Raw genomic sequence first — 21,105 nt, 5'->3', positions numbered from 1 at the left:
GTCATGTTATCTTTATTAACTGCCACAACTTTTGATGATATTTTCAAATCAAGTTTTCTAGAGAAGACATCATCGTTTTCTTTAACAGATTCATTAATTGGAATGATTGCCGCATTCTTTCTCGGATTATTTATTTATTATGTTTATAAAAAAACATTCAACGGGGTTATTTATTCACATTCATTTAATATCTCCCTTATGGTCATGACGTTGACGACAGCGCTTGTCATTATGGGGATTAGTCAGAATGTACTGTTGTCGCTTGGTATGGTTGGGGCACTATCGATCGTTCGTTTCCGGACACCGATTAAAGATCCAATGGATTTAATTTTCTTATTCTGGTCAGTTGCTGTTGGCATTCTTTGCGGAGCAGGCTTCATTCCGCTTGTTGTTACAGGTTCACTGATTATCGGTATTGTTATTATTCTCTTCCAAAACAAAATTATTGTAGAGAATCCCTATTTGCTTATCGTCAAGTTTGGTGAAGCAGAGACTAATAAGGAAATTGAAAAAATTCTTTCCGACAACAGCCAAAAGTATATGTTGAAGTCTAAAACGATCCTTCATGATGAGGAAACGGAAGTCACTTATGAGGTGCGCATGAGGAACAATGATGCCCAGCTCGTATCGGCAATTTCAAAAGTTGCAGGGGTGTCCTCTTCCGTGATGTTAAGCTACGATGGAAACTTTACTGCATAATCAGGAAGTACGGGAGATCTGACTACAGGTCTCCTTTATTAATAGGAGGATATTTATGAAGAAAGTGAAATTTGCAGCCATGTGTATTTTAAGTGCTGCCGTATTGGCGGCCTGCAATAACAATGAAACAGAAAACAGTGCTGAGATAGGGGGACTGGTGGAAGGCTATGTAACTTATTCGGAAGCAGATTTTTACACCAGTTGGCAGAACAGCAATTTTACGAAGGTAGAACTAAAAGGGAATTCTGCAACGGCTGATGGCCCGGGCGGCGTAGTAATAGAGGAGGGCAAAATTGAAATCCGCACAAGTGGCACTTATGTGCTAGAGGGCTCGCTCGATGAAGGACAAATCGTTATCGATGCTGAGGATAAAGGAACTGTTCGGCTCGTATTGAATGGTGTTTCTATTTCTTCCTCTACCGGTTCAGTGATTCACGTGAAACAATCCGAGCAAACAGTCGTATCAATTGAGCAAGGAACAGAAAATATCTTGGAGGATGCAGATGAATATATATTTGAGGAGGGAGAAGATGAACCATCGGCAGCTATTTTCAGTAAAGATGATTTATCTATAAATGGAACCGGGAAACTTATCATCCAAGCTAATTATAAGGACGGGATTACTGGACGTGATGATGTGATCGTAACGGGCGGTAAAATTGAAATTCACGCAAAAGACGATGGGATTGTAGGAAGAGATTTATTAGCAATACGCGATGCAGAGTTAACGATTGATGCGGGTGGTGATGGAGTGAAATCATCCAATGTTGAGGATGAACAGAAGGGGCATGTTGTGTTGCAAAGCGGTTCAATCAACATTGCAGCGGGCTCAGACGGTATCCAATCAGAGCGTGATGTGCTAGTGCTAGGTGGAGAATATGTAATTACTGCAGGCGGAGGCAGTCCTGAAACGGTTACAGCAAATGAGGAATTCGGCGGGGGTGAGATGCCTGAAGGAGGCCCAGTGAATGGGTTGAACCGATCACAAATTGAGCAATATATATCAGGCGCCATCACAAAAGACGAATTACTTGAGAGTATTGATGAAAGTGTATTGCCTGACGATATGACCCTTGAGGATGTGGAATCCATGCTTGATCGAATAGAACAGGAAGGAATGCCGCAGGAAGAACAAGGGATGAAGCAGCCATCGCCAGGAGAACAAGGAGATTTTGCCTCTTCACAAATGCCTCCAATGGAGGAACAAAATGTGGCCCCTCCCGTTAACGGTAATAACACGGAAGAAAATAGTCAGTCTGAAATCTCTTCAATAGAGGGAAAAACAGAGGATGCAGTAAGTACAAAGGGCATTAAGGCTGCAAATCTTGTGCAGATCGAGGGTGGTACTTTTACGGTTGACGCTAATGAAGATGCTGTACATAGTGATGGCAATGTTGTCATCCATGGCGGAGCTATGACCATTCAGACAGGGGATGATGGTATTCATGCGGATCGTGATGTATTGATTAGTGACGGGATAATAAAAATTGATAAAAGCTATGAAGGAATCGAAGGCGTTAATATTACAGTGAAGGATGGTGATATTTCCGTTGTAGCTGCAGATGATGGAATTAATATCAATGGCGGTTCGTCCGAATTCGGTATGAATGGTGCTGTAAGACAGGATGCGGCAAGGGAAGAAGAAGAAAGAACAGCTGCATTAGGGGAAGAAAGTCTGCTTTTGATTGAAGGCGGTTATTTATATGTAAATGCTGAAGGAGATGGACTGGACTCTAATTCGGATATTCGGATGACTGGTGGAACCGTCGTTGTATACGGGCCGGCAAATGCAGGGAACGGCGCGCTCGACTATGATGGAACTTTTACAGTGGAAGGAGGTATATTGATTGCGGCCGGCAGCAGCGGCATGGCAATGGGCATATCAGATACATCAACACAACCTGCAGTAATGATGAACTTTACAGACACCCAGGCAGCTGGGACAGCCGTAAACTTGTCGTTAGGCGAGGAAAAGATTCTCGCTTCTGTTGCACCGGAAAAAGATTTCCAGACAATCTTGATCAGTACAGCAGAATTAGAGCAAGAGGCTGATTATACATTAAGCTTTGGGGGCAACGTAGAGGGAAAAATAAAGGATGGTCTTTATGCAGAGCCTAGTATGATGAAGGACGAAAAAGGTGCCATCTCTGTTACTTTACCTAATCAAATCATGACTTATCTAGATGCAAATGGTATTACAGAAAATAGCGGCGGTAATGGGATGATGCCTGGCGCAGGTCCCGGTCCCGGAGGACAAGGTTTCCGGGGAGGCAGAAGTATGACGGAAAATCGAGATGGGGAATAAGGAAGACGAGCCCATTATAAAAGAGCTGCTCTATAGGCAATGCGCTTATAGAGCTTTTTCTATAAAATCACCCTATAATTGCTATAGGAGTGATAATATGATTCAAAACATTTTACCACCTGTAGTAGACAGCAATACCCGCGTGCTCATTGTGGGATCAATGCCGGGAGTACAGTCGCTTGAGAAGCAGCAATATTATGGTCATCCGCGCAACCACTTTTGGCGGATAATTGGAAATATAACGAACCATTCTGTACCAGAAAGTTATGAGGGGCGACTGCATCTCGTTAAGCAGCATGGAATTGGACTATGGGATGTTATACAATCTTGTGAGCGGCTTGGTAGTTTGGACAGTAAAATTAAAAATGAAATTCCTAATGATTTTGAGCAGCTTTTTGCACGCTTTCCCTCTATCGAAGCTGTATTTTTTAACGGTACTAAAGCATATGACGTTTTTCAAAAGAAAATTGGCTTTGAATTGCTCGCCGAGAGAGAATATTATAAAATGCCATCAACAAGCCCTGTGCCAGGAAGAAATATTAAAACATTTGAGCAGAAGGTAGAAATCTGGCGGATGCTTGAAAAATATATAAAAAGGAGCATTTAAAATGTATCGTAAAGCAGAGGATTTTTTAGCTGATTGGGACGTGAATGCAAAAGGAACATTACACGTTATGCAAGCAATCACAGAAGACAAAAAAAACTTGGCTATTGTAGAGGGGCATAACTCATTGGAGTGGCTAGCTTGGCATTTAGTTGGAGTTGCAGGTGCTTTTGGTCATTTTGCAGGACTGCAGATTCCAGCTCCGGGTCCAGATATGCCTATCCCAGGGAAAATGGCAGAAATTGTGGAAATGTATGAAGCTGTAGTAAATGCTTATATGAAAGAAGCGGAGAAGCTGACGGATGACCAGATGACAGAAGAGGTGGACAGCTTTGGCGGACAGATGCAGCGAGGAAAGCTGCTTCTTAAGCTTGTTGAACATCAGACGCATCATCGCGGGCAAATGACGGTCTTACTACGTCAGGCAGGGTTAAAAGTGCCGCCAGTGATGGGACCAACAGTGGAAATGCAAAATTAATCAAAATCCGGGAGCCGAATTGACGGCAGCCCGGATTTTTTGGAAAAGAGGAATGAAATGATTTACTGGACGCTATTTACGCATCGGGATTGGGCATTTATTCTTGCAGCTACAGAGAAAGGGCTATGTTTTACCGGTTCTGAAAATCAGGATGAGAAAGAATTATTGAAATGGGTGGAAAAGCGTAGAAAGGGAATGAAGGTGGAGAGAAATGATGAGCGCCTTGCTACATATGCAAAGGAGTTTAGAGCATATTTGGATGGGAGGTCTGAAAGGGTAGATCTTCCAATTGATGTGGAAGGAACGGATTTTCAGCAGCAGGTTTGGCGGGCGCTTCAGGATATTCCTTACGGAGAAGTTAGATGCTATGGAGATATTGCAGAGACCATTCAGAAACCGAAAGCTGTACGAGCTGTAGGAGCAGCAATTGGAGCCAACCCTGTCATGGTGACAATCCCATGTCATCGCGTCATAGGCAAAAATGGCTCGCTCACTGGCTTCCGAGGGGGGCTATCAATGAAACAACGCCTTCTTCAATTAGAACAGCAACAAGAATCCTAGCCTTCTTATCAACAAAGCTGCTGTAAAAGAGTAACGAGAGAAACATTTTATGGGCACTTCGCTAATTCCTTTAGACAAAAATATAAAACTTCATGCCTTCTGGTTCATAGTCAATCTTTACTAAATTTGCTAAAATAGGATGAAGAAAAGATAGACACTTGGTTAGGAGTGGGCGAAATGACGCTTTGGATTGTGCTTATTTTATCAGCACTAGTGATAGCAATCTGCGTTCTTGTGTATAGACATGATAATACGGCCTTTAGCCGGTTGACCGGTTATTCATTTTTTGAGGTTCTTGTAAATACTAGGAAGAAATATTTACATAAAGTAATGAAGCAGTTGGATTACGTCTCTGGTGAGCATCGCATATTGATAGATCTTCAAGTACCTGTAAACAACAAAATGTATACAGTAGATGCAGTCCTTGTTCATGAATCGGGCGTGTATATCATTGATGGGGTCTCGAAAAAAGGATGGATTACTGGCAGTGAATCACATCCCGAGTGGGTGGAAATGAAACATAATAAGGAACAGCAAACATTTCCAAATCCAATCATGGTAAATAAGCGTATTATTTATGCACTGCAAGACTTATTGCCGGATATAGGTGAGGGGATGTGCGGGTCTGTTTCATTATTTTCAGATGCTTGTTCATTTCAAAAAATTGAGATTCAATCATTGGATGTCGAAGTACTGAAGGTAAATGAATTAAAAAATTGGACAAAACAAATTGGCGGCGAAGTCCTTTCAAAAGAAGAAATTGATAAAGTTTATCATGCACTGACTGGCTATACGAGCTTTACCGCGTAAGCTAAGACTGCCTATCGGGAAGGCTTTTGGCACCTGTTGTGAACTCATCCTTTATAATAGGAAAACAATGCGAGAGGGGATATATGTCCTCTCTTTTTTAGATTGTAAGGAAGCAGCTGATACCTGAGTGGAAGAATCCTATCAGCGATTTATTTTCGAATTATTCAGTGAATGAAGGGGGTTTTTCTTGTAAAATAGCTGTACTGGGGGTAGGTTTATGGGGAAAATTCATTATAGCTGGATTGTGTTAGTTGTAACATTTTTGGCGATTATCGTGGCAGGTATCGTAAGGTCGTCTTCGGGTGTATTTATCGAACCTTTTGAAAATGAGTTCGGATGGGGACGTCCATCTATTTCATTCGCCTTTGCCGTTAGTCTATTTTTATATGGATTTTCGGGACCATTCATGGCAGCGTTTGTAGAGAAATTTGGATTGAAGCGGATGATGCTTGGCTCCATGGCTTTGCTCGCAGCAGGCCTTTCTCTTACGTTCATCATGAAAAGTGAATGGCAGCTTATTATAATTTGGGGTGTGGTGATTGGTCTTGGCTCAGGTCTATTTTTGACGGTGCTGAGTACCCAAGTAGCTAATCGCTGGTTTGTAAAAAGAAGAGGCTTGGCGGTCGGTATTTTGACGGCAGCTACAGCTACAGGGCAGCTCGTATTATTGCCAGTTTTAGCGATTCTAATTGACAAATATTCATGGAAAGTGGCTGTACTCCTGATTCTTGTGCTCAGTATATTTATGTTTCTTGTGATTGCGCTGCTTATGCGCAGCTTTCCACGGGATATCGATATGCCGCCTTATGGACAAAAGGAGCTCGACCCCGAAGCAGTGCCGTCTACAGGTAATCCTTTCAAGATAGCAATTGCTGCCCTGGTAGAGGGATTAAAAGCAAAGGAGTTTTGGTTACTTGCAGGCAGCTTTTTTATTTGCGGATTATCGACGAGCGGGCTTATCGGAACACATTTCATTTCTTACTGTATTAGCTTTGGCATTCCTGTCTTGACCGCTGCTTCTATGCTTTCCTTTATGGGAATTTTCGATTTAATTGGTACGACCGTTTCGGGTTGGTTGTCAGACCGTTTTGATAATCGCTGGCTATTATTCTGGTACTACAGTTTACGAGGTTTGTCACTTGTTTGTCTGCCGTTTGCCTTGGAATCGGGTTCCTACATGTGGCTGATGATTTTCGCCATTTTTTACGGACTTGATTGGATTGCCACAGTCCCGCCGACAATTGGGCTGACACGTCAGCGCTTTGGCATTCAAAAAAGCGCGATGATGTACGGTTGGATAGTCGCTGCCCACCAGGTTGGGGCAGGTGTAGCGGCTTATACAGGCGGAGTTATATATACAGTATTCGGTTCTTATACTTGGGCATTCGTATTAGCGGGCGGCTTCTGTGCATTGGCTAGCCTATTCGTCATTCTCATTAAGAAAAATCCAGAAGTTTCTGTCAACTGAGGCAGGGAGAGTTTATGTGTGAGTCGAATAGTTACCCTGTAACAGTAATACACTTTCAAGGAGGTTTTGGTTATGAAACTTCAAGATAAGGTGGCAGTCGTTACAGGAGCTGCTTCGGGAATGGGGAAGGCCATTGCCATTCTGTATGCTAAAGAAGGAGCGAAAGTAGTCGTATCAGATTTGACATTGGAAGGTGCCGGTGCCACGGTAGCTGATATTACAGTATTTGGCGGTACAGCAACAGCAGTGAAAGCGGATGTATCCAAAGAAGGCGACGTCTATAGGTTAATCAAGGCCGCCTTGAATACGTATGGTACGTTAGATATTTTAGTAAATAATGCAGGAATAATGGATAATTTTGCATCAGTTGGTGATGTAACAGATCAATTATGGGAGAAGGTATTCGCCGTTAATGTGACAGGGACAATGCGAACAATGAGGCAGGCAATGCCAATCTTCCTTGACAAAGAAGCAGGGATTATTATTAATATTGCTTCTGTCGGGGGGCTTTACGGGTCACGGGCGGGAGCTGCCTACACAGCATCAAAGCATGCGGTTGTTGGATTGACGAAAAATACGGGTTTTCAATACGCAGAAAAAGGAATTCGTTGTAATGCGATTGCTCCCGGAGGAGTAAATACGAATATTGGGGCATCCTTTAAAAAAGCGAATCAGGAAGGAATGAATAAGGTAATGGCTGGGGCTGCTTTTAATCCAAGGAATGGCGAACCTGAAGATATTGCCCGTATAGCTCTTTTCCTCGCTTCCGACGAATCATCGTTTGTAAATGGTACAGTGATTACAGCAGATGCGGGATGGACTGCTTATTAGTAGGAATCCAGCTGAAATAATCAAGGAAAAGATCAGTTGCTTTATAAAGCATCCGCCAGGTGTGGTTCATCCCATCTTGATCAGAGCTTGTAAAGAGAAGCTGCTTAGGCTCGGTGTGTTATATGAGAACGGATGACTGTACCATCCTCAGTGTACCCAAGCATACAGCCAAACCACGCTGTTTTTTACGGAGACGTATAGATATGTATAAAAACATTCGACATTATTCCCCAGGAAATTAACTAGTATTTTATTTGTAAGATAAAGAGTATGGAGGCGGTTATATGTCAAATAATACGGAACAGAACATTTTACTAGAGGGTGTATTAAACTTCCGGGACATGGGAGGCTATAAAACACATAGCGGCAAGTCAGTGAAACGGCATCTTTTTTTTCGTTCAGCAAATTTGGCGAAGATGACCGCGCAGGACCAGGAGAAGTTCAAACAGCTAGGTATTAAAACAATTTTTGATTATCGGGATGATCATGAAGCAGAAGCCAGCCCGACTCCTGTGATGGAAGGAATTCAAAATATCCGTGTCCCTGCAAAGGGGGCTGCTCCTTTTAAAATGCCAGGGACGGCAAAAATAGAATCACTCAATTTTGACTTCTATCGTCAGATAGATGCTGATCTATTTACGAAATTTTATGCACAGATGCCTTTTAACAACCCCTCATTTCAACGACTGATGCAACTAATAAAAGATGAAGCAAATCTAGGGTTACTTCATCACTGTGCAGTTGGAAAGGATCGTACAGGTGTAGGCGGTGCACTAATTTTACTCACATTGGGCGTGCCACGTGAAACAATTCTCCAAGATTATTTACTGACGAATGGCTTGCTAACACCTATGGTGGCCCAAATGGAGAAAAAATTGAAAGCAGTTTATCCAGAGGCTGATTTGACTGTTTTTCATGAAGTAATGTCTGCTGATGAAAAGTATTTGCAAGCTGTTTTTGATGAGATCAATACTCGTTATGAATCGGAAGGGGATTTCCTTCATGATCAGTTCGGCATTTCAGAAGAGATAAGAACAGATCTACAGGCAAAATATCTGGAATGAATAGGGGGCTCTGTACGTGAAAACATACGGGGCACCCCTTTCATGCTATGATACATAGTAGCATTGGAGGAAAGATCATGTTATCGAAAAGAGCTTTATGTATTCAAAATATGCAAGAGAATGAGCACATTTTTGCTTGCCCTATTTGTTCTCAGCATGTGCGTGTAGGGAACGAGGGCTCGGTCGTCTGTACCAGCAAACATTCATTTGACATTGCTAAACAGGGGTATATTAATTTTATAACAAAGCCTGTGCAATCGATGTACTCCAAGGAGCTATTCGAGGCACGTCATGATATCATTTCGAGTGGACTTTATGATGAGCTGCAGACCCTGCTGGCAAAACTAGCGGTTGGTACTCATTTGTTGGATACAGGTTGTGGGGAAGGATCTCATCTAGCAAGAATTGCAGCAAAAAAGAGCGGTGCAATAGGTGTTGGAATTGATATCGCAAAGGAAGGGATTGTAGCGGCCGCTAAATTTCATCCAGGCTTTATTTGGTGTGTAGGAGATTTGGCAAAAAGCCCTTATAACGAAGAAAGCTTCGATACGATTTTCAACATTTTGTCGCCCGCCAATTATGATGAATTTAGGCGGCTGTTAAAGCCAGAAGGAAAAGTTATCAAGGTAGTGCCGCATGAAGGGTATTTGAAAGAACTGCGTCAACAGGCTTTTGCTAATTCTGAAAAGGAAAGCTACTCGAATGAACAAACAGTCGTACGTTTTCAAGAAAGCTTTAGCAAGGTAGAAGTAGAGCGACTTACGTATACAAAGCAGCTGCCACAGGAGCTTGTACCGAAGCTGCTGGCAATGACTCCGATGGGATGGCATATTGAAAAGAAAAGTGAGATTGTTCTGACTGAAATTACAGTTGATGTCATGATTTTAACCGGAAGAAGTGAATAAAAAGAGATTCTCCTAGTAATTCGTCATGAAAAAAGCAAAGGAGAATTATAATGAAGTCTCTAGTTTTTATAAAACGGTATAGCCTAAAGTATTCAAGCTAACAAGGGGGAATAAGAATGAAAAAGATTTTAGTGCTCGGTGGAACTCGCTTTTTCGGCCGTAAATTAGTAGAGCAGCTTTTAGAGGAAGGACATGAGGTAACAATTGTAACCCGTGGACAGCTGGTTAATCCATTTGGAGAAGGCGTCAAGCATATTACAGTGGATCGTGGCGATCAAAAAGCTTTTGCAAAAGCAGTAGAGGGACAGACATATGATATTGTCTATGATAATATTTGCTACTCACCAAATGATGCAAAGGCATTTTGTGATATTTTCAATGGTAAAATTGGAAAACTTGTTTTCACTTCAACACTTTCCACCTATGATGCTGATGGAAAGGTAAAAACAGAGGCCGATTTTGATCCTCACACATATGGCATCCTAATGGGAGAGACGAAAGAATTCACCTATGGAGAAGGAAAACGCCAGGCAGAAGCAGTATTTTTCAAATACGCCCAGTTCCCTGTTGTAGCAGTACGCTTCCCAATTGTACTAGGGCTGGATGATTATACAGAGCGACTTCATTTTCACGTGGAACGAGTGGCAAAGGAGAAGCCGATTGGGTTTGTGAACATGGATGCTGAAATGTCCTTCATATTAGCAGAAGAAGCGGGGCGCTTCCTGAAGTGGGCAGGGCTTAGTGAAGCGGAAGGACCCTATAACGCAACAGCGAGCGGAAAGATTTCCTTGAAGGAGCTTATGGACCTCATAGAGAAAGCGACAGGGAAGCATGCAAAAATTGCTTTAGTGGGAAATGATGAAATCCGTTCTCCTTATGCTGTTCCAGATTCATGGTATATGACAACAGAAAAAGCTGAAGAAGAAGGCTTTGTTTTCAGTAAGCTGGATGATTGGCTGCCTGAACTAATTGAAGAATTAGCAAAACAATATAGCTGATGAAGGGGTAAATGTTCTAACTTGAAATCAACAGTAGAATATAGCAGAACCTTTTAGTAAAATAAATGCATCACATATATAAGGTAGGAAATAAGCAGTGTATAAATTAGCAGCAAATATTGTCAAAATGTTCTTGTCGATAAATGGATCAAAGGCGAAGGTATATGGGCTTGAAAATGTACCGGCAGAAGGCGGATTTGTTATTGCCTGTACACATAACGGATATGTGGATATCTTAAATTTGGGGGTATCCATTTACCCGCGAGAAATTCACTTCATGGCAAAAAAGCAATTGTTCGATATGAAAGGCCTCGGCTGGCTGATTCCACGGCTAAATGCGTTTCCTGTGGACCGGGATAATCCGGGACCAAGTGTTATCAAAATTCCGCGCCAACTCATTAAAGAGGGCAAGATTGTAGGGATTTTCCCAAGTGGTACACGCAGTGCAGAAAGCAATGACCTAAAGCAAGGCGCAGTAACAATTGCTCAGCTATCAAAGGCTCCAATTGTGCCTGCTGCATATGTTGGACCAAAGGATATTGGCGGTGTATTGAAGCGTCAAAAAGGATACTTGGTTTACGGAAAGCCATTTACAGTAGAAGGCGGCAAGGAAGCACGGGATGAGGCTTCGCAGATTCTGGAGCAGGAGTTCACACGCCTGCTTGCCGAGCTGGAAAACAAAAAATAGTGAAAAAGGAGGCGTCTGAAAAGTTATTTTGAGATGCCTTCTTTGCTATGAGGACAGTGAAATCTTGGTGTAGTCATCATAGAAGTAACTTTTTAGCGGATATTTAAATAAGCAGTAAAAGAGGCAGTCTTAGTTGAATAGCCTCTTTTTCGTATGAATTATGGAGGGCAAGAGATGGTTCGAGTGTTATTTGTTTGCTTAGGGAATATTTGCCGATCCCCGATGGCAGAAGCAGTTATGAGAGACCTTGTAGAAAAACATGGCTTAACGGCGCAGATAAAAATTGATTCAGCTGGGACAGGCTCTTGGCATATCGGCGAGCCGCCGCATAGCGGTACGCTGAAGAAACTAAAAGCAATGAAAGTCTCCACAAGCGGAATGAAGGCACGTCAGCTGAAGAACAGTGATCTGGATGATTTCGACTACATTGTTTGTATGGATGAAAGCAATGTCCGGAACACTCGTGAGATGCTGCAGGCACATACCGATGCGAAAATCTTCCGTTTTCTTGATCTCACACCACACAAAAAAGATGTACCCGATCCTTGGTATACTGGGGACTTTGAAGAGACCTACAGCCTGTGTGCAGAGGGATGCGAAGTCTTGCTGGATAAAATAAAAAAGGATTATGCACTTATATAAAGTGAAGTTTCAACCGTTTTGTTAATATGAGGTAAAAACAGGTCGCCTGAGTTTCATCTCAGACGACCTGTTTTGAATCTTCTTCTTTTTTAGATAGACCTCGTCGCTGAAGTTGCCCCCAATCTTCGCGTTTACGAAGATAATAAATGATCCCCTCAATCCTGAAGAAAATAGTCAGGGGGCGGAACCAAAATGTCTCACTTAGTGAGAACCCAATGAGCTTAAAAATGTCCCGGATACGGGGATATGTGTTGATACTCCATGCTTCCAGTAAAATGGCAAACATAGATAAAAACGAACTGTACACTAAAAATAGTGCAGTTAGTATGATAGCTGAGTCCAGATACAGTTCTCCAATCATAAAGGAAATGATGATATACAGGTAGCCAAGCAGTTCGATGACGGGGCCAAAAAATTCCACTAACCAAAAGTAGGGGAATGAAATAAGGCCGATCTGCTTGTATTTCGGATTAAACGTCATCTTTTTATGAATCATAAGGCTGCCTAGCAGGCCTTGATGCCAGCGTCTGCGCTGGGTACGAAGGTCGCGCATGTTGTCGGGTGCCTCTGTCCAGCACACGGGATCAGGTACAAATTCAATTCTTTTTTTGAGATTTTTCTCCAACATATAACGGTGGAGTTTCACGACAAGCTCCATATCCTCTCCAATCGTATTGACGGAATAGCCGCCTGCCTTAATTACCCACTTTTTCGAGAAGACACTGAAGGCCCCGGAGATAATCAGAACGAGGTTGAACTTACTCAGGGCGATACGCCCCATATAGAAGGCGCGTAAATATTCGATAATCTGCATGATCACAAATGGATTGTTCGGTACAACTGCATCAACAACCGTTCCCATTTGTACATCTGCTCCATTAGCGATCCGTACGCTGCCGCCTGCTGCAATCACCTCGTCATTTGAGGAAATGATAGGCTGCATAACCCGAAGCAAGGATGTATTGGAAAGGATAGAGTCACCATCAATAGAACAGAAATAAGGATAGTGAGAGATATTGATCCCTACATTCAATGCATCCGCCTTTCCTCCGTTAACCTTGTCGACTAGCACAATGTTTGGATGCAGGTCTGATTCATAGATTCCACGGACTTCCTTAGTCGGCAGCTCGCGTTTAACTGTCCGATGTACTTCCTTCATTTCAAAACGCTCAATGACTGTCTGCAGCGTATTATCCTTTGAACCATCATTAACGATGATGATTTCGAACTGAGGGTATTCAAGTGTTAACAAAGAGTGGATTGTATCTACAACTCCCAGCTCTTCGTTATAGGCAGGTACGATAATAGAAACAGGCTTTGAATAAATCATCTTTAGGCTTTTATCATTATCCGTAACTTTATCAAGTCTGAGCCCTTTTTTCATATAGAAATAGGCAAAGATGAGCATCGAAGAATAAATCCCTATAATCAGCACCATATAGAAAATAATAAAGTAGCCAAAAAATTTATGCATCCAAATAAAAAAGGTTGTTAGTTCCATAATGATTACCCCACTTGTAAGATCTCTCTTGCCATTTCTGCTGCATAGCGATCTTCTTTTTGCTCTGCAATACGCTGTAGCACTTCGACCCCGTAGCGCAGGCTATTTAATGTAATGGCTGCCTGTTTACGTACCCACCACGATTCATCTTGCACCAATTTTTCAAGCAGCGGTTTTGCGTCCTTTTCTTCCACGTGGACGAGCAGCTTGGCCAGCATAAGGCGCTCTTCCCAATAAGGAGAATCAACAAATTCCCGATAATAGCGGATAGATGTAATTACGCCGAAATGGCCAATTGCTTTTAATGCACGAATACGTATCTCGCTTTCTATAGTTGAAAGAAGGCTTTCATAGAATTTCAAATAAGAAATATCCATTTTAGGATTAAAGCTCAAATAATCGAGTAATGCGATCTTTAAATAAGATGGCAATGAGTCAAATGAAAGAATAAGCTCCTCAATATAGCTTTCATCTAGATGGGAGAGAAGTGCTTTATATTGGAATTCCTTAAATGGATAGCAAGGATGATAGAAATGCGCCAAAAACAAATTTCGGTTATACATAGATAAAATGCGCAGGATAACGAGATATTCTTCTTCAGATTTATATCTCTTTTTCCTTAAGATCTGCTCCACGTCCGGCAGTAAAAATGATAGCCTGAAGTCGAGCGTTCGATATAGGCCATTCATTCGTACTCCCCAGTTACGATGATATAGCATGGAACGATAGTATTTTTTGAAGTTCAGCGAACAAAAATGTGAAATTCGTTTCACCACATCTGGATTATTGATTGATGATACATAGGTCATTAAAATACGGTCCACTGCTTGTTTAATATAAGGGTCCATTACCCTTGACTCATGCAGTCTTTCTACGTTTTCTCCTAGTACTAGGTAGCGGTACCAGACATCCTGATATTCTTCTAGGTAGTCTTTAATTCGCTGTTCCCGACGAACTTGCTGTGTCCTCATAACAATTAAATAGAAAAGCAGCGAGCCAATAACAACCAAAAAAATCGCGATGACAAACAGTGCGTAAGAAAGCGTTTGGTTTTCGATCATTGTCGCAGCCTTCTTACTATGTTCTTGATTTGTGTTTCTACTAATTTTAGGTTGAAAGGCTTGCTGAAATAGGCATCTGCCCCATTATCGAAAGCATACATAATTGCATCCTCTGAAGCTCGTTTAGACATTAATGCAATAATATATTTCTCGTCATTCGGCAGACTGCGCAGATAATTCATAATTTCAATCCCGTTTTTCCGGGGCAAGATGTCGTTTACCAGCACAATATGAGTATGGCCAGACCGATACCAGTTGGACTGCAAAAATTCATATCCATCGGAAAATGTCTGAACCTGGAGGTCAAAATTCGAAATATGCATGTTACTAAAAAGATTTTTTAAAATAGAAATAGTAATAGTATTCTCTTCAATGATACTTACTTTAAGAAGCTCAGTATCAAACTTCGCAAACTGCTCGATTGGCAGGACGGCATTCGGAGGCTGCGTTTCTAGTTTATCCAGATAGTTTATACTTGTTTCCAGCACCTCTTCTAACGTGCAATGAGCATTAGCAATTTCACTTACTGTTGCGACAAAGGCTGGGGATACATTTCCAATCATATCCTTTAGCATATGATTGGCTGCATTGAAAACACGATGTAGAAAGTGTCTTCCTTCCTGAGTACCGCTGAAGGCCAACATAATAATGATCGTTTTACACTGATCGTCACGAAATACTGTGTCCGAATTTCTTACTTGCTTGGAAATATAGTCATATAAGAGATTATACTGCTCCGATGACGGCATATCGGGGAAACGGCATGTCGGATGCCATCGGAGCAGGACAATGGAAAATGTAATTTTCGTCCGTTCCACATAGGATTGCTGGAGCTGAAACAGCATGGAGAGCTTTTCATAGTCTGTTTTATCAGCGCATTCGTTTTCGTTCCAATGGAAATTATTCAAAGTTACCACCTTCTTTCCGTTACATTTCATTTAGGGATGCTGTTTTTCACTTCATCTAAAATGACTCGCATCAGCGGCACGTAGGTAACCCAAAAGAATTTGGATGTATCCTGTGAAAAAATTGTCATTAAGAAGTCGCTGCGTTCCCACTTCATCAAATTATCCTTTGTATAGTCCGCATAATCGCCAGCAAAATAATATGTCTTACTCTCCGGCTGATGAACGACAGCAGGGAAGGAGGCAGGAATACCAGCCTGTTCTAATATATCTTGTCCTTCTTGTGATAGACGGAGATTATACTTTGCATAGACGACGGCATCATCCCCGACTGTTAAAATATCAAACCAATAAGGATAGTGCGATGATGAGACTTTTGGAAACTTCTCTTTACCTGCATCGGTCAAAGTGAAAGATACCTTTTCCTCTGCAGCACTCTCATCCAAAATGATTACCTGGTCTGTATAATGAACAAATGCCAAGCCCCCACCTTCAAAGGACCATTTTTGTTGATATTGTGCCTCATAGTTGGCAATGAGCCAGGAAGGAATCTCGTCACTCATCAGATCATCGAAATGACGGCCCGACCAACCGCTCCACTCAACACCCAGTGTTTCTTCCATCGATGAACGCGGTCCTTCTTCGGTAGGTGTGGCAAATGAATTGTACTCTGCAATCAATGTGGTGTTTTCCCCTTTAGAGCGCAAAATAGCCTCCCATTCTTTTTCCTCCATGCCACCGTAAATCTTCTGGGAGCGCGCGCCCTCGTTTTCTTCCCCTGCATCATTTGTATATACGCCATATGTATCAGCTATATAGATGAGGTCAACCTCTCTACTGATGTTGTAAGGATTCATTGATACCCCTAACTTTGGGTTATAACCAAAGTAATCTTCTTCAATTGAATAGTATTCGCCGGATGGCTTCGTTACTTTGTCATTTGTTAGTATCCAAAATAGTCCAAGGTGTTCTCGGTAATCGGTTGAAGGAGTTGTTTTATCAATAACAACAAGATCAATCGAGTTTTCTGGTTTCAACTGCCAAAAAATCCTTGGGGAAAAAAACAACAACAGTAGCACGCCTGCAAATATAAATTTTTTCATAGCGAAACCAGTCACTTTCTAAAATTAATAGATAGGTCTTATTGCCCCTTCGTCAAAACATTTAATAAGATGCTGATGGGGAGCTAAATAATAAAGCAGCTTGATTCTTATAGAAGGAAAGACTATTATGTGAATGAGTTTTTGATCCTTTGAACAATTTCTAGTATTGGTGTAAATTGTAAAGGGCTTCACAAAACCCGTTCCCTCTATATCAAATTTTAATCATAGTATAAGAGAAATTTAAAAACAGTTATATATGATAAAAGTAAGTTTGTTATCAAAATTGGAATAAAAATATAAGAATCATATCATAATAGCGGCTAAAAAACAGGACCTCTATGCAGAAGAAATTATATTACAGAAAAAATGGGTAATAACTTATATGGTAATAAGGGATAGGAGGGAGAAAAATGGATGTCAAAGGGAGAAGGAAAAGCAGCAATGTAGAAGACCGGAGAGGAATGAGCGCCGGGAAGATCGGCGGAGGCCTTGGCGGTATTGGAATTATTATAGCTCTTATTTTTACTTTGCTAAATGGCGGCGATGCAGGAGATGTATTAGATACGGTATCTAAAAGCATCACCCAAAATGGCTCTCCAACAGAGGAATATACACCGACTGCCCAAGAAGAGGAACTGGCAGAATTTGTATCAGTCGTGCTGGCAGATACAGAAGATGTATGGCAGCAAGTATTTGAAGAGGAAGAGCTGAACTATCAAAATCCGACCTTGGTTTTATTCACAGATAGCGTTAGTTCGGGATGTGGTTATCAAAATGCGGCAGTAGGCCCCTTTTATTGCCCGGCTGATCATAAGCTCTACATTGATTTAAGCTTTTATGAGGAACTGAAAAATCGATTTCAAGCACCTGGTGATTTTGCAATGGCTTATGTAGTAGCCCATGAGGTAGGCCATCATGTACAGACGTTGCTTGGTTACTCGCAGAAGGTCCATGGATTGAATGGGCAAGTGTCTCAGGCCGAGTATAATGAGCAGGTAAAGCGTCTGGAATTACAAGCGGACTATTTAGCTGGTGTTTGGGCGCATCATGTGCAAAACGAGGGATATTTAGAAGCAGGAGACTTTGAGGAAGCATTGACAGCAGCAAATGCAATTGGGGATGATACGCTGCAGATGGAAGCACAAGGATATATAGTCCCTGAAAGCTTTACGCACGGAACGAGTGAACAGCGGATGAGATGGTTTAAAAAGGGGTATGAAAATGGCACGCTGCAGGGTGGAGATACATTCAGTGCGACTAATCTATAAAATCACCTCAATAACTGAGTAGTCAAAACAGATTGACATGGCCAGGCTATAGAAAAATTATATCTATAGCAGGGCCTCTTAATAAGGAGGCAGCAATGAAAAAATTAATAGGGATAATCTTGATTTTGTTTGTACTGTTGACTCCATGGCTGTGGCAATTGTTCAAGCCTGCTGAAGTAGTAAATGTAGCTATAATAGATACAGGATCGAGCGATGAGCAAATGATGGAACGAGTTGGTATTACAGAAGCGCTGAATATTGCCAAGGTTCAAAATGAAGCGGGTGAAAACTATGACCCGTCGACTGATTATTACGGCGTGACAGTGTCGGATCATAAAGAGGATATAGCCTTTAATGAATTGCCGATGCGCTATGATACATATGACATGATTTATTTGTCCAATACTTATGGACTCAATGAATCAGAACTCGCCTGGGGAGATGAAAAATCGACAAGGACACTCTATGGAGGCTTATCAAATAATGCCTGGCGTAATATAAAAGCGCGGCTTGAACAGTCCTCACCTGTCACATTAATAGTAGAGCATGATAACTTATCCATTCATACAAGTGAAGGTGTAAGAGAGGATTTAGCGGAGACTCTGGGCATTTCCTATAGCGGCTGGAAGGCGAAGTATTTTGAAGATTTGGCTGAATGGAATCAAACTTTAAATGGAAATGGTATCGTTTTCTACCACGAAGCCGACGACAAGTCAATTGTGCTAGATGGCGCTCCTGAAGTGACACTGAAAACGACATCTGCCGGACAAGCGCTGTTTGGATTTAATGAATCAAAATCATACTACGGCTGGATGGATATTTCTGAGGCGACAGAATCTGAAGTGCTTGCCCATTTCAATCTGAACCTAAGCGAGGAGCATCAATCTGTATTGGCCGAAAATAATATTCCCTCTGCCTTCGTAGCAGCCGCATACCGGGCAGAGGAAGGGAATAAGCTGTATTATTTTGCCGGCAATTTCTCTGAGAAAGAGAAAGCCGCCTCTATTCCTTATTTTAAAGGGTATGTAACCCTTCAAAAATGGCTATCTGATGCTGAATTTTATTGGCATAATTACTACGCCATGATGGAGGGGATCCTGGAGGAAACGAAGCATACGGAAAAGGCTGTGGAAGTGCCGGTTTCGGTAGAGCCTGCAAGAGTAGAAGATCTGTCCTATAATGCACGTCTTAATGGTGACAGCTATGAAGTCCTCATAGATGGGAAATGGCAATCTATTACGATTAAAGGAGTAAATATTGGCATGGCCCGTCCTGGGGTATTTCCTGGAGAAGCAGGAATAACGGAGGAAGAGTACGCTCGTTGGTTTGAGTATATCGGAGAGATGGGTGCCAATACCATTCGTGTGTACACACTGCATCCCCCTGGTTTTTATAAAGCATTAAAAGAATATAATGAAACCCATGAAGAGCCAATCTATGTATTTCATGGGGTGTGGATTGATGAAGAGCCTCTAGAAGAAGCACTTGATGTCTACGGGGAGCCAACAGAACAATTTCAATCCGAAATTACTCGTATTGTTGACGTGATTCATGGAAATGCAAAAGTGGAACAGAAGCCGGGTCATGCTTATGGGGCTTATACGGCTGATATCTCTCCTTATGTGATTGGCTGGATGCTCGGTATTGAGTGGTATCCTTATACAGTAGAAAGTACGAATAAAAAGCACGCAGGTAAGCCGCAGCATGACGGACAGTACTTCTCAACAAAAGAGGCAGCCCCATTTGAGATATGGCTGGCGGAACAGTTTGAATTTACCGCTCAATATGAGGCAGAGAATTATGGATGGATCCGCCCGTTCAGCTTTACAAATTGGGTGACGACGGACTTGCTTGAACACCCATATGAACCAAGTGAGCAGGAAGACTATGCATCGGTTAATCCGAATGTTATTTATGTGAAAAACGAAGCAGAATCAGTCGGCCAGTTTGCTGCATATCATGTCTATCCATATTATCCGGATTTTTTAAACTATACGCCGAAGTATATTGAATATGAAGATTTCCGCGGGGAGAAGAACAACTATGCCGGTTATTTAAACGATCTGCATGCGGCGCATCGTTTACCGGTACTGATTTCTGAATTTGGAATTCCAGCATCTCGCGGCTTAACGCATGAAAACCCATTTGGCTGGAACCAGGGCTTCATTGCAGAAGATGAGCAAGGGGAAATTCTTGTACGGCTATATGAAGATATCCTGCATGAAGGAATGCTCGGGGGGCTGGTGTTCACTTGGCAGGATGAATGGTTCAAACGTACATGGAATACGATGGATTTAGATAACCCCGATCAGCGTCCATACTGGTCAAACGCCCAGACAAATGAGCAGCAGTTTGGTATTTTAAGCTTTGATACGTTAAAGAAGAAGGTAGACGGGGATACATCAGACTGGTTTGGGCATGACCCCTTGTATACCGCAGATAGCGAGATAGAGAAAATGTATGTGGATTCAGATGAGCGTTACTTATATCTCCGCTTAGATATGGATCAACCGCAGTTTAATAAAGATTATTATCCAGTCATCTATCTAGATACAGTAGGCGGTCAAGGAAATACAACATATAACGGACAAACATTGCCTATGGAAGCAGACTTTGTCATAGAACTTAAGGGAGAGAAGGAAAGCCGAGTACGGGTTGATGCCTATTATGATATCTATCAATATATGTATGGGCATCAATTAAAGATGATTGACTTCAAAGGTCGGCACGAAAAGGATACAGGCCAATTTAACAATATCTATTTTGCATTAAACAAAGAATTAACAATCCCTATTTTGAATAAACATTATGATTTTGTATCCTATGAAACAGGGAGATTAAAACAAGGGAGTGCGAACCCGGCAAGTGACGAATATGATTCATTGGCAGATTATCAAATCAATGAAACAGACGGGGTTATTGAAATCCGCATACCTTGGCTGATGCTGAATATAACAGATCCCTCAAGACGAGAGGCATGGAGTGACCTCTATGCAAATAGGAAGCCGTCTTATGAAATTTTGGAAGGCATAGGAATCGGTGCGATGTTGATGAAAAACGGAGAGGCAGCCTCTCACATATCTAAAGAAGTATCGCGTTATAAATGGGATACATGGGGATTCCCTGAAAGCAAGGAGCGCTTGAAAGAGTCCTACTATATCTTGAAAGAAAAATTTCAATCTATTAAGTAATAGAGAATTCATTTGCCGCCTGC

At 41.8% G+C, this 21,105-nt stretch carries 19 protein-coding genes; 15 read left to right on the top strand and 4 right to left on the bottom strand.

The window, feature by feature from the left end:
• Nucleotides 1–3: 3 nt before the first annotated feature.
• The 13 genes from AA0Y26_RS21075 (at nucleotide 4) to AA0Y26_RS21015 (ending at nucleotide 12,053) form a co-directional block, all read left to right on the top strand.
• Nucleotides 4–699 carry a DUF4956 domain-containing protein gene (locus tag AA0Y26_RS21075; protein WP_413363965.1) on the top strand — a complete coding sequence of 232 codons (696 nt, stop codon included), beginning with the start codon at nucleotides 4–6 and terminating at the stop codon, nucleotides 697–699.
• A gap of 55 nt (nucleotides 700–754) precedes the next feature.
• Nucleotides 755–3,004, top strand: coding sequence for a carbohydrate-binding domain-containing protein (locus tag AA0Y26_RS21070; protein ID WP_413363964.1), 2,250 nt, complete (start codon nucleotides 755–757; stop codon nucleotides 3,002–3,004).
• A 97-nt stretch (nucleotides 3,005–3,101) separates the two neighbouring features.
• Nucleotides 3,102–3,611 (top strand): DNA-deoxyinosine glycosylase, encoded by a 510-nt coding sequence (locus tag AA0Y26_RS21065; RefSeq protein ID WP_413363963.1) that lies wholly within the window; start codon nucleotides 3,102–3,104, stop codon nucleotides 3,609–3,611.
• 1 nt (nucleotide 3,612) lies between these two features.
• Nucleotides 3,613–4,086, top strand: coding sequence for a DinB family protein (locus AA0Y26_RS21060; protein WP_413363962.1), 474 nt, complete (start codon nucleotides 3,613–3,615; stop codon nucleotides 4,084–4,086).
• 57 nt (nucleotides 4,087–4,143) lie between these two features.
• Nucleotides 4,144–4,647 carry a methylated-DNA--[protein]-cysteine S-methyltransferase gene (locus tag AA0Y26_RS21055; protein WP_413363961.1) on the top strand — a complete coding sequence of 168 codons (504 nt, stop codon included), beginning with the start codon at nucleotides 4,144–4,146 and terminating at the stop codon, nucleotides 4,645–4,647.
• A gap of 177 nt (nucleotides 4,648–4,824) precedes the next feature.
• Nucleotides 4,825–5,457 carry a nuclease-related domain-containing protein gene (locus AA0Y26_RS21050; RefSeq protein ID WP_413363960.1) on the top strand — a complete coding sequence of 211 codons (633 nt, stop codon included), beginning with the start codon at nucleotides 4,825–4,827 and terminating at the stop codon, nucleotides 5,455–5,457.
• A gap of 217 nt (nucleotides 5,458–5,674) precedes the next feature.
• On the top strand, nucleotides 5,675–6,925 hold the full coding sequence (locus tag AA0Y26_RS21045; RefSeq protein WP_413363959.1) for an MFS transporter: 1,251 nt from the start codon (nucleotides 5,675–5,677) through the stop codon (nucleotides 6,923–6,925).
• 72 nt (nucleotides 6,926–6,997) lie between these two features.
• Complete coding sequence (locus AA0Y26_RS21040; protein WP_413363958.1) at nucleotides 6,998–7,756, top strand: SDR family oxidoreductase; 759 nt, start codon at nucleotides 6,998–7,000, stop codon at nucleotides 7,754–7,756.
• Between the two features lie 284 nt (nucleotides 7,757–8,040).
• Complete coding sequence (locus tag AA0Y26_RS21035) at nucleotides 8,041–8,820, top strand: tyrosine-protein phosphatase (protein ID WP_413363957.1); 780 nt, start codon at nucleotides 8,041–8,043, stop codon at nucleotides 8,818–8,820.
• Nucleotides 8,821–8,897: 77 nt separating this feature from the next.
• Complete coding sequence (locus AA0Y26_RS21030) at nucleotides 8,898–9,725, top strand: putative RNA methyltransferase (RefSeq protein ID WP_413363956.1); 828 nt, start codon at nucleotides 8,898–8,900, stop codon at nucleotides 9,723–9,725.
• A gap of 116 nt (nucleotides 9,726–9,841) precedes the next feature.
• Entirely contained in the window at nucleotides 9,842–10,723 is an 882-nt protein-coding gene (locus AA0Y26_RS21025; protein ID WP_413363955.1) for an NAD-dependent epimerase/dehydratase family protein, read from the top strand.
• Nucleotides 10,724–10,820: 97 nt separating this feature from the next.
• The gene (locus AA0Y26_RS21020; RefSeq protein WP_413363954.1) at nucleotides 10,821–11,411 is read left to right on the top strand and encodes a lysophospholipid acyltransferase family protein; all 591 of its coding nucleotides are present in this window, start codon (nucleotides 10,821–10,823) and stop codon (nucleotides 11,409–11,411) included.
• Nucleotides 11,412–11,585: 174 nt separating this feature from the next.
• Nucleotides 11,586–12,053, top strand: a complete 468-nt coding sequence (locus tag AA0Y26_RS21015) for a low molecular weight protein-tyrosine-phosphatase (RefSeq protein ID WP_413363953.1) — start codon at nucleotides 11,586–11,588, stop codon at nucleotides 12,051–12,053.
• Nucleotides 12,054–12,111: 58 nt separating this feature from the next.
• Here AA0Y26_RS21015 and AA0Y26_RS21010 read toward each other — a convergent pair whose 3' ends face one another.
• From AA0Y26_RS21010 to AA0Y26_RS20995, 4 genes are read right to left on the bottom strand one after another with little or no spacing between them, the layout of a single operon-like run.
• Nucleotides 12,112–13,554, bottom strand: coding sequence for a glycosyltransferase family 2 protein (locus AA0Y26_RS21010; protein ID WP_413363952.1), 1,443 nt, complete (start codon nucleotides 13,552–13,554; stop codon nucleotides 12,112–12,114).
• A 5-nt stretch (nucleotides 13,555–13,559) separates the two neighbouring features.
• Entirely contained in the window at nucleotides 13,560–14,615 is a 1,056-nt protein-coding gene (locus tag AA0Y26_RS21005) for a HEAT repeat domain-containing protein (RefSeq protein ID WP_413363951.1), read from the bottom strand.
• A complete protein-coding gene (locus tag AA0Y26_RS21000; RefSeq protein WP_413363950.1) occupies nucleotides 14,612–15,523 on the bottom strand; it encodes a response regulator transcription factor in 912 nt (303 codons plus the stop codon). Before AA0Y26_RS21000 ends, AA0Y26_RS21005 begins: the two co-directional genes overlap by 4 nt.
• Nucleotides 15,524–15,549: 26 nt before the next feature.
• Nucleotides 15,550–16,557 carry a hypothetical protein gene (locus AA0Y26_RS20995; protein WP_413363949.1) on the bottom strand — a complete coding sequence of 336 codons (1,008 nt, stop codon included), beginning with the start codon at nucleotides 16,555–16,557 and terminating at the stop codon, nucleotides 15,550–15,552.
• A gap of 476 nt (nucleotides 16,558–17,033) precedes the next feature.
• On the opposite strand from AA0Y26_RS20995, the gene AA0Y26_RS20990 reads away from it, so the two are divergent.
• A complete protein-coding gene (locus AA0Y26_RS20990) occupies nucleotides 17,034–17,891 on the top strand; it encodes a neutral zinc metallopeptidase (protein WP_413363948.1) in 858 nt (285 codons plus the stop codon).
• Nucleotides 17,892–17,986: 95 nt separating this feature from the next.
• Nucleotides 17,987–21,082, top strand: coding sequence for a hypothetical protein (locus AA0Y26_RS20985; protein ID WP_413363947.1), 3,096 nt, complete (start codon nucleotides 17,987–17,989; stop codon nucleotides 21,080–21,082).
• Nucleotides 21,083–21,105: the final 23 nt, after the last annotated feature.

This window comes from Lysinibacillus canaveralius (assembly GCF_047301505.1).
Taxonomy (GTDB): Bacteria; Bacillota; Bacilli; order Bacillales_A; family Planococcaceae; genus Lysinibacillus_B.
Note: the sequence above shows the minus strand (reverse complement) of the source record. Positions and strands in the feature narration are given on the sequence as shown.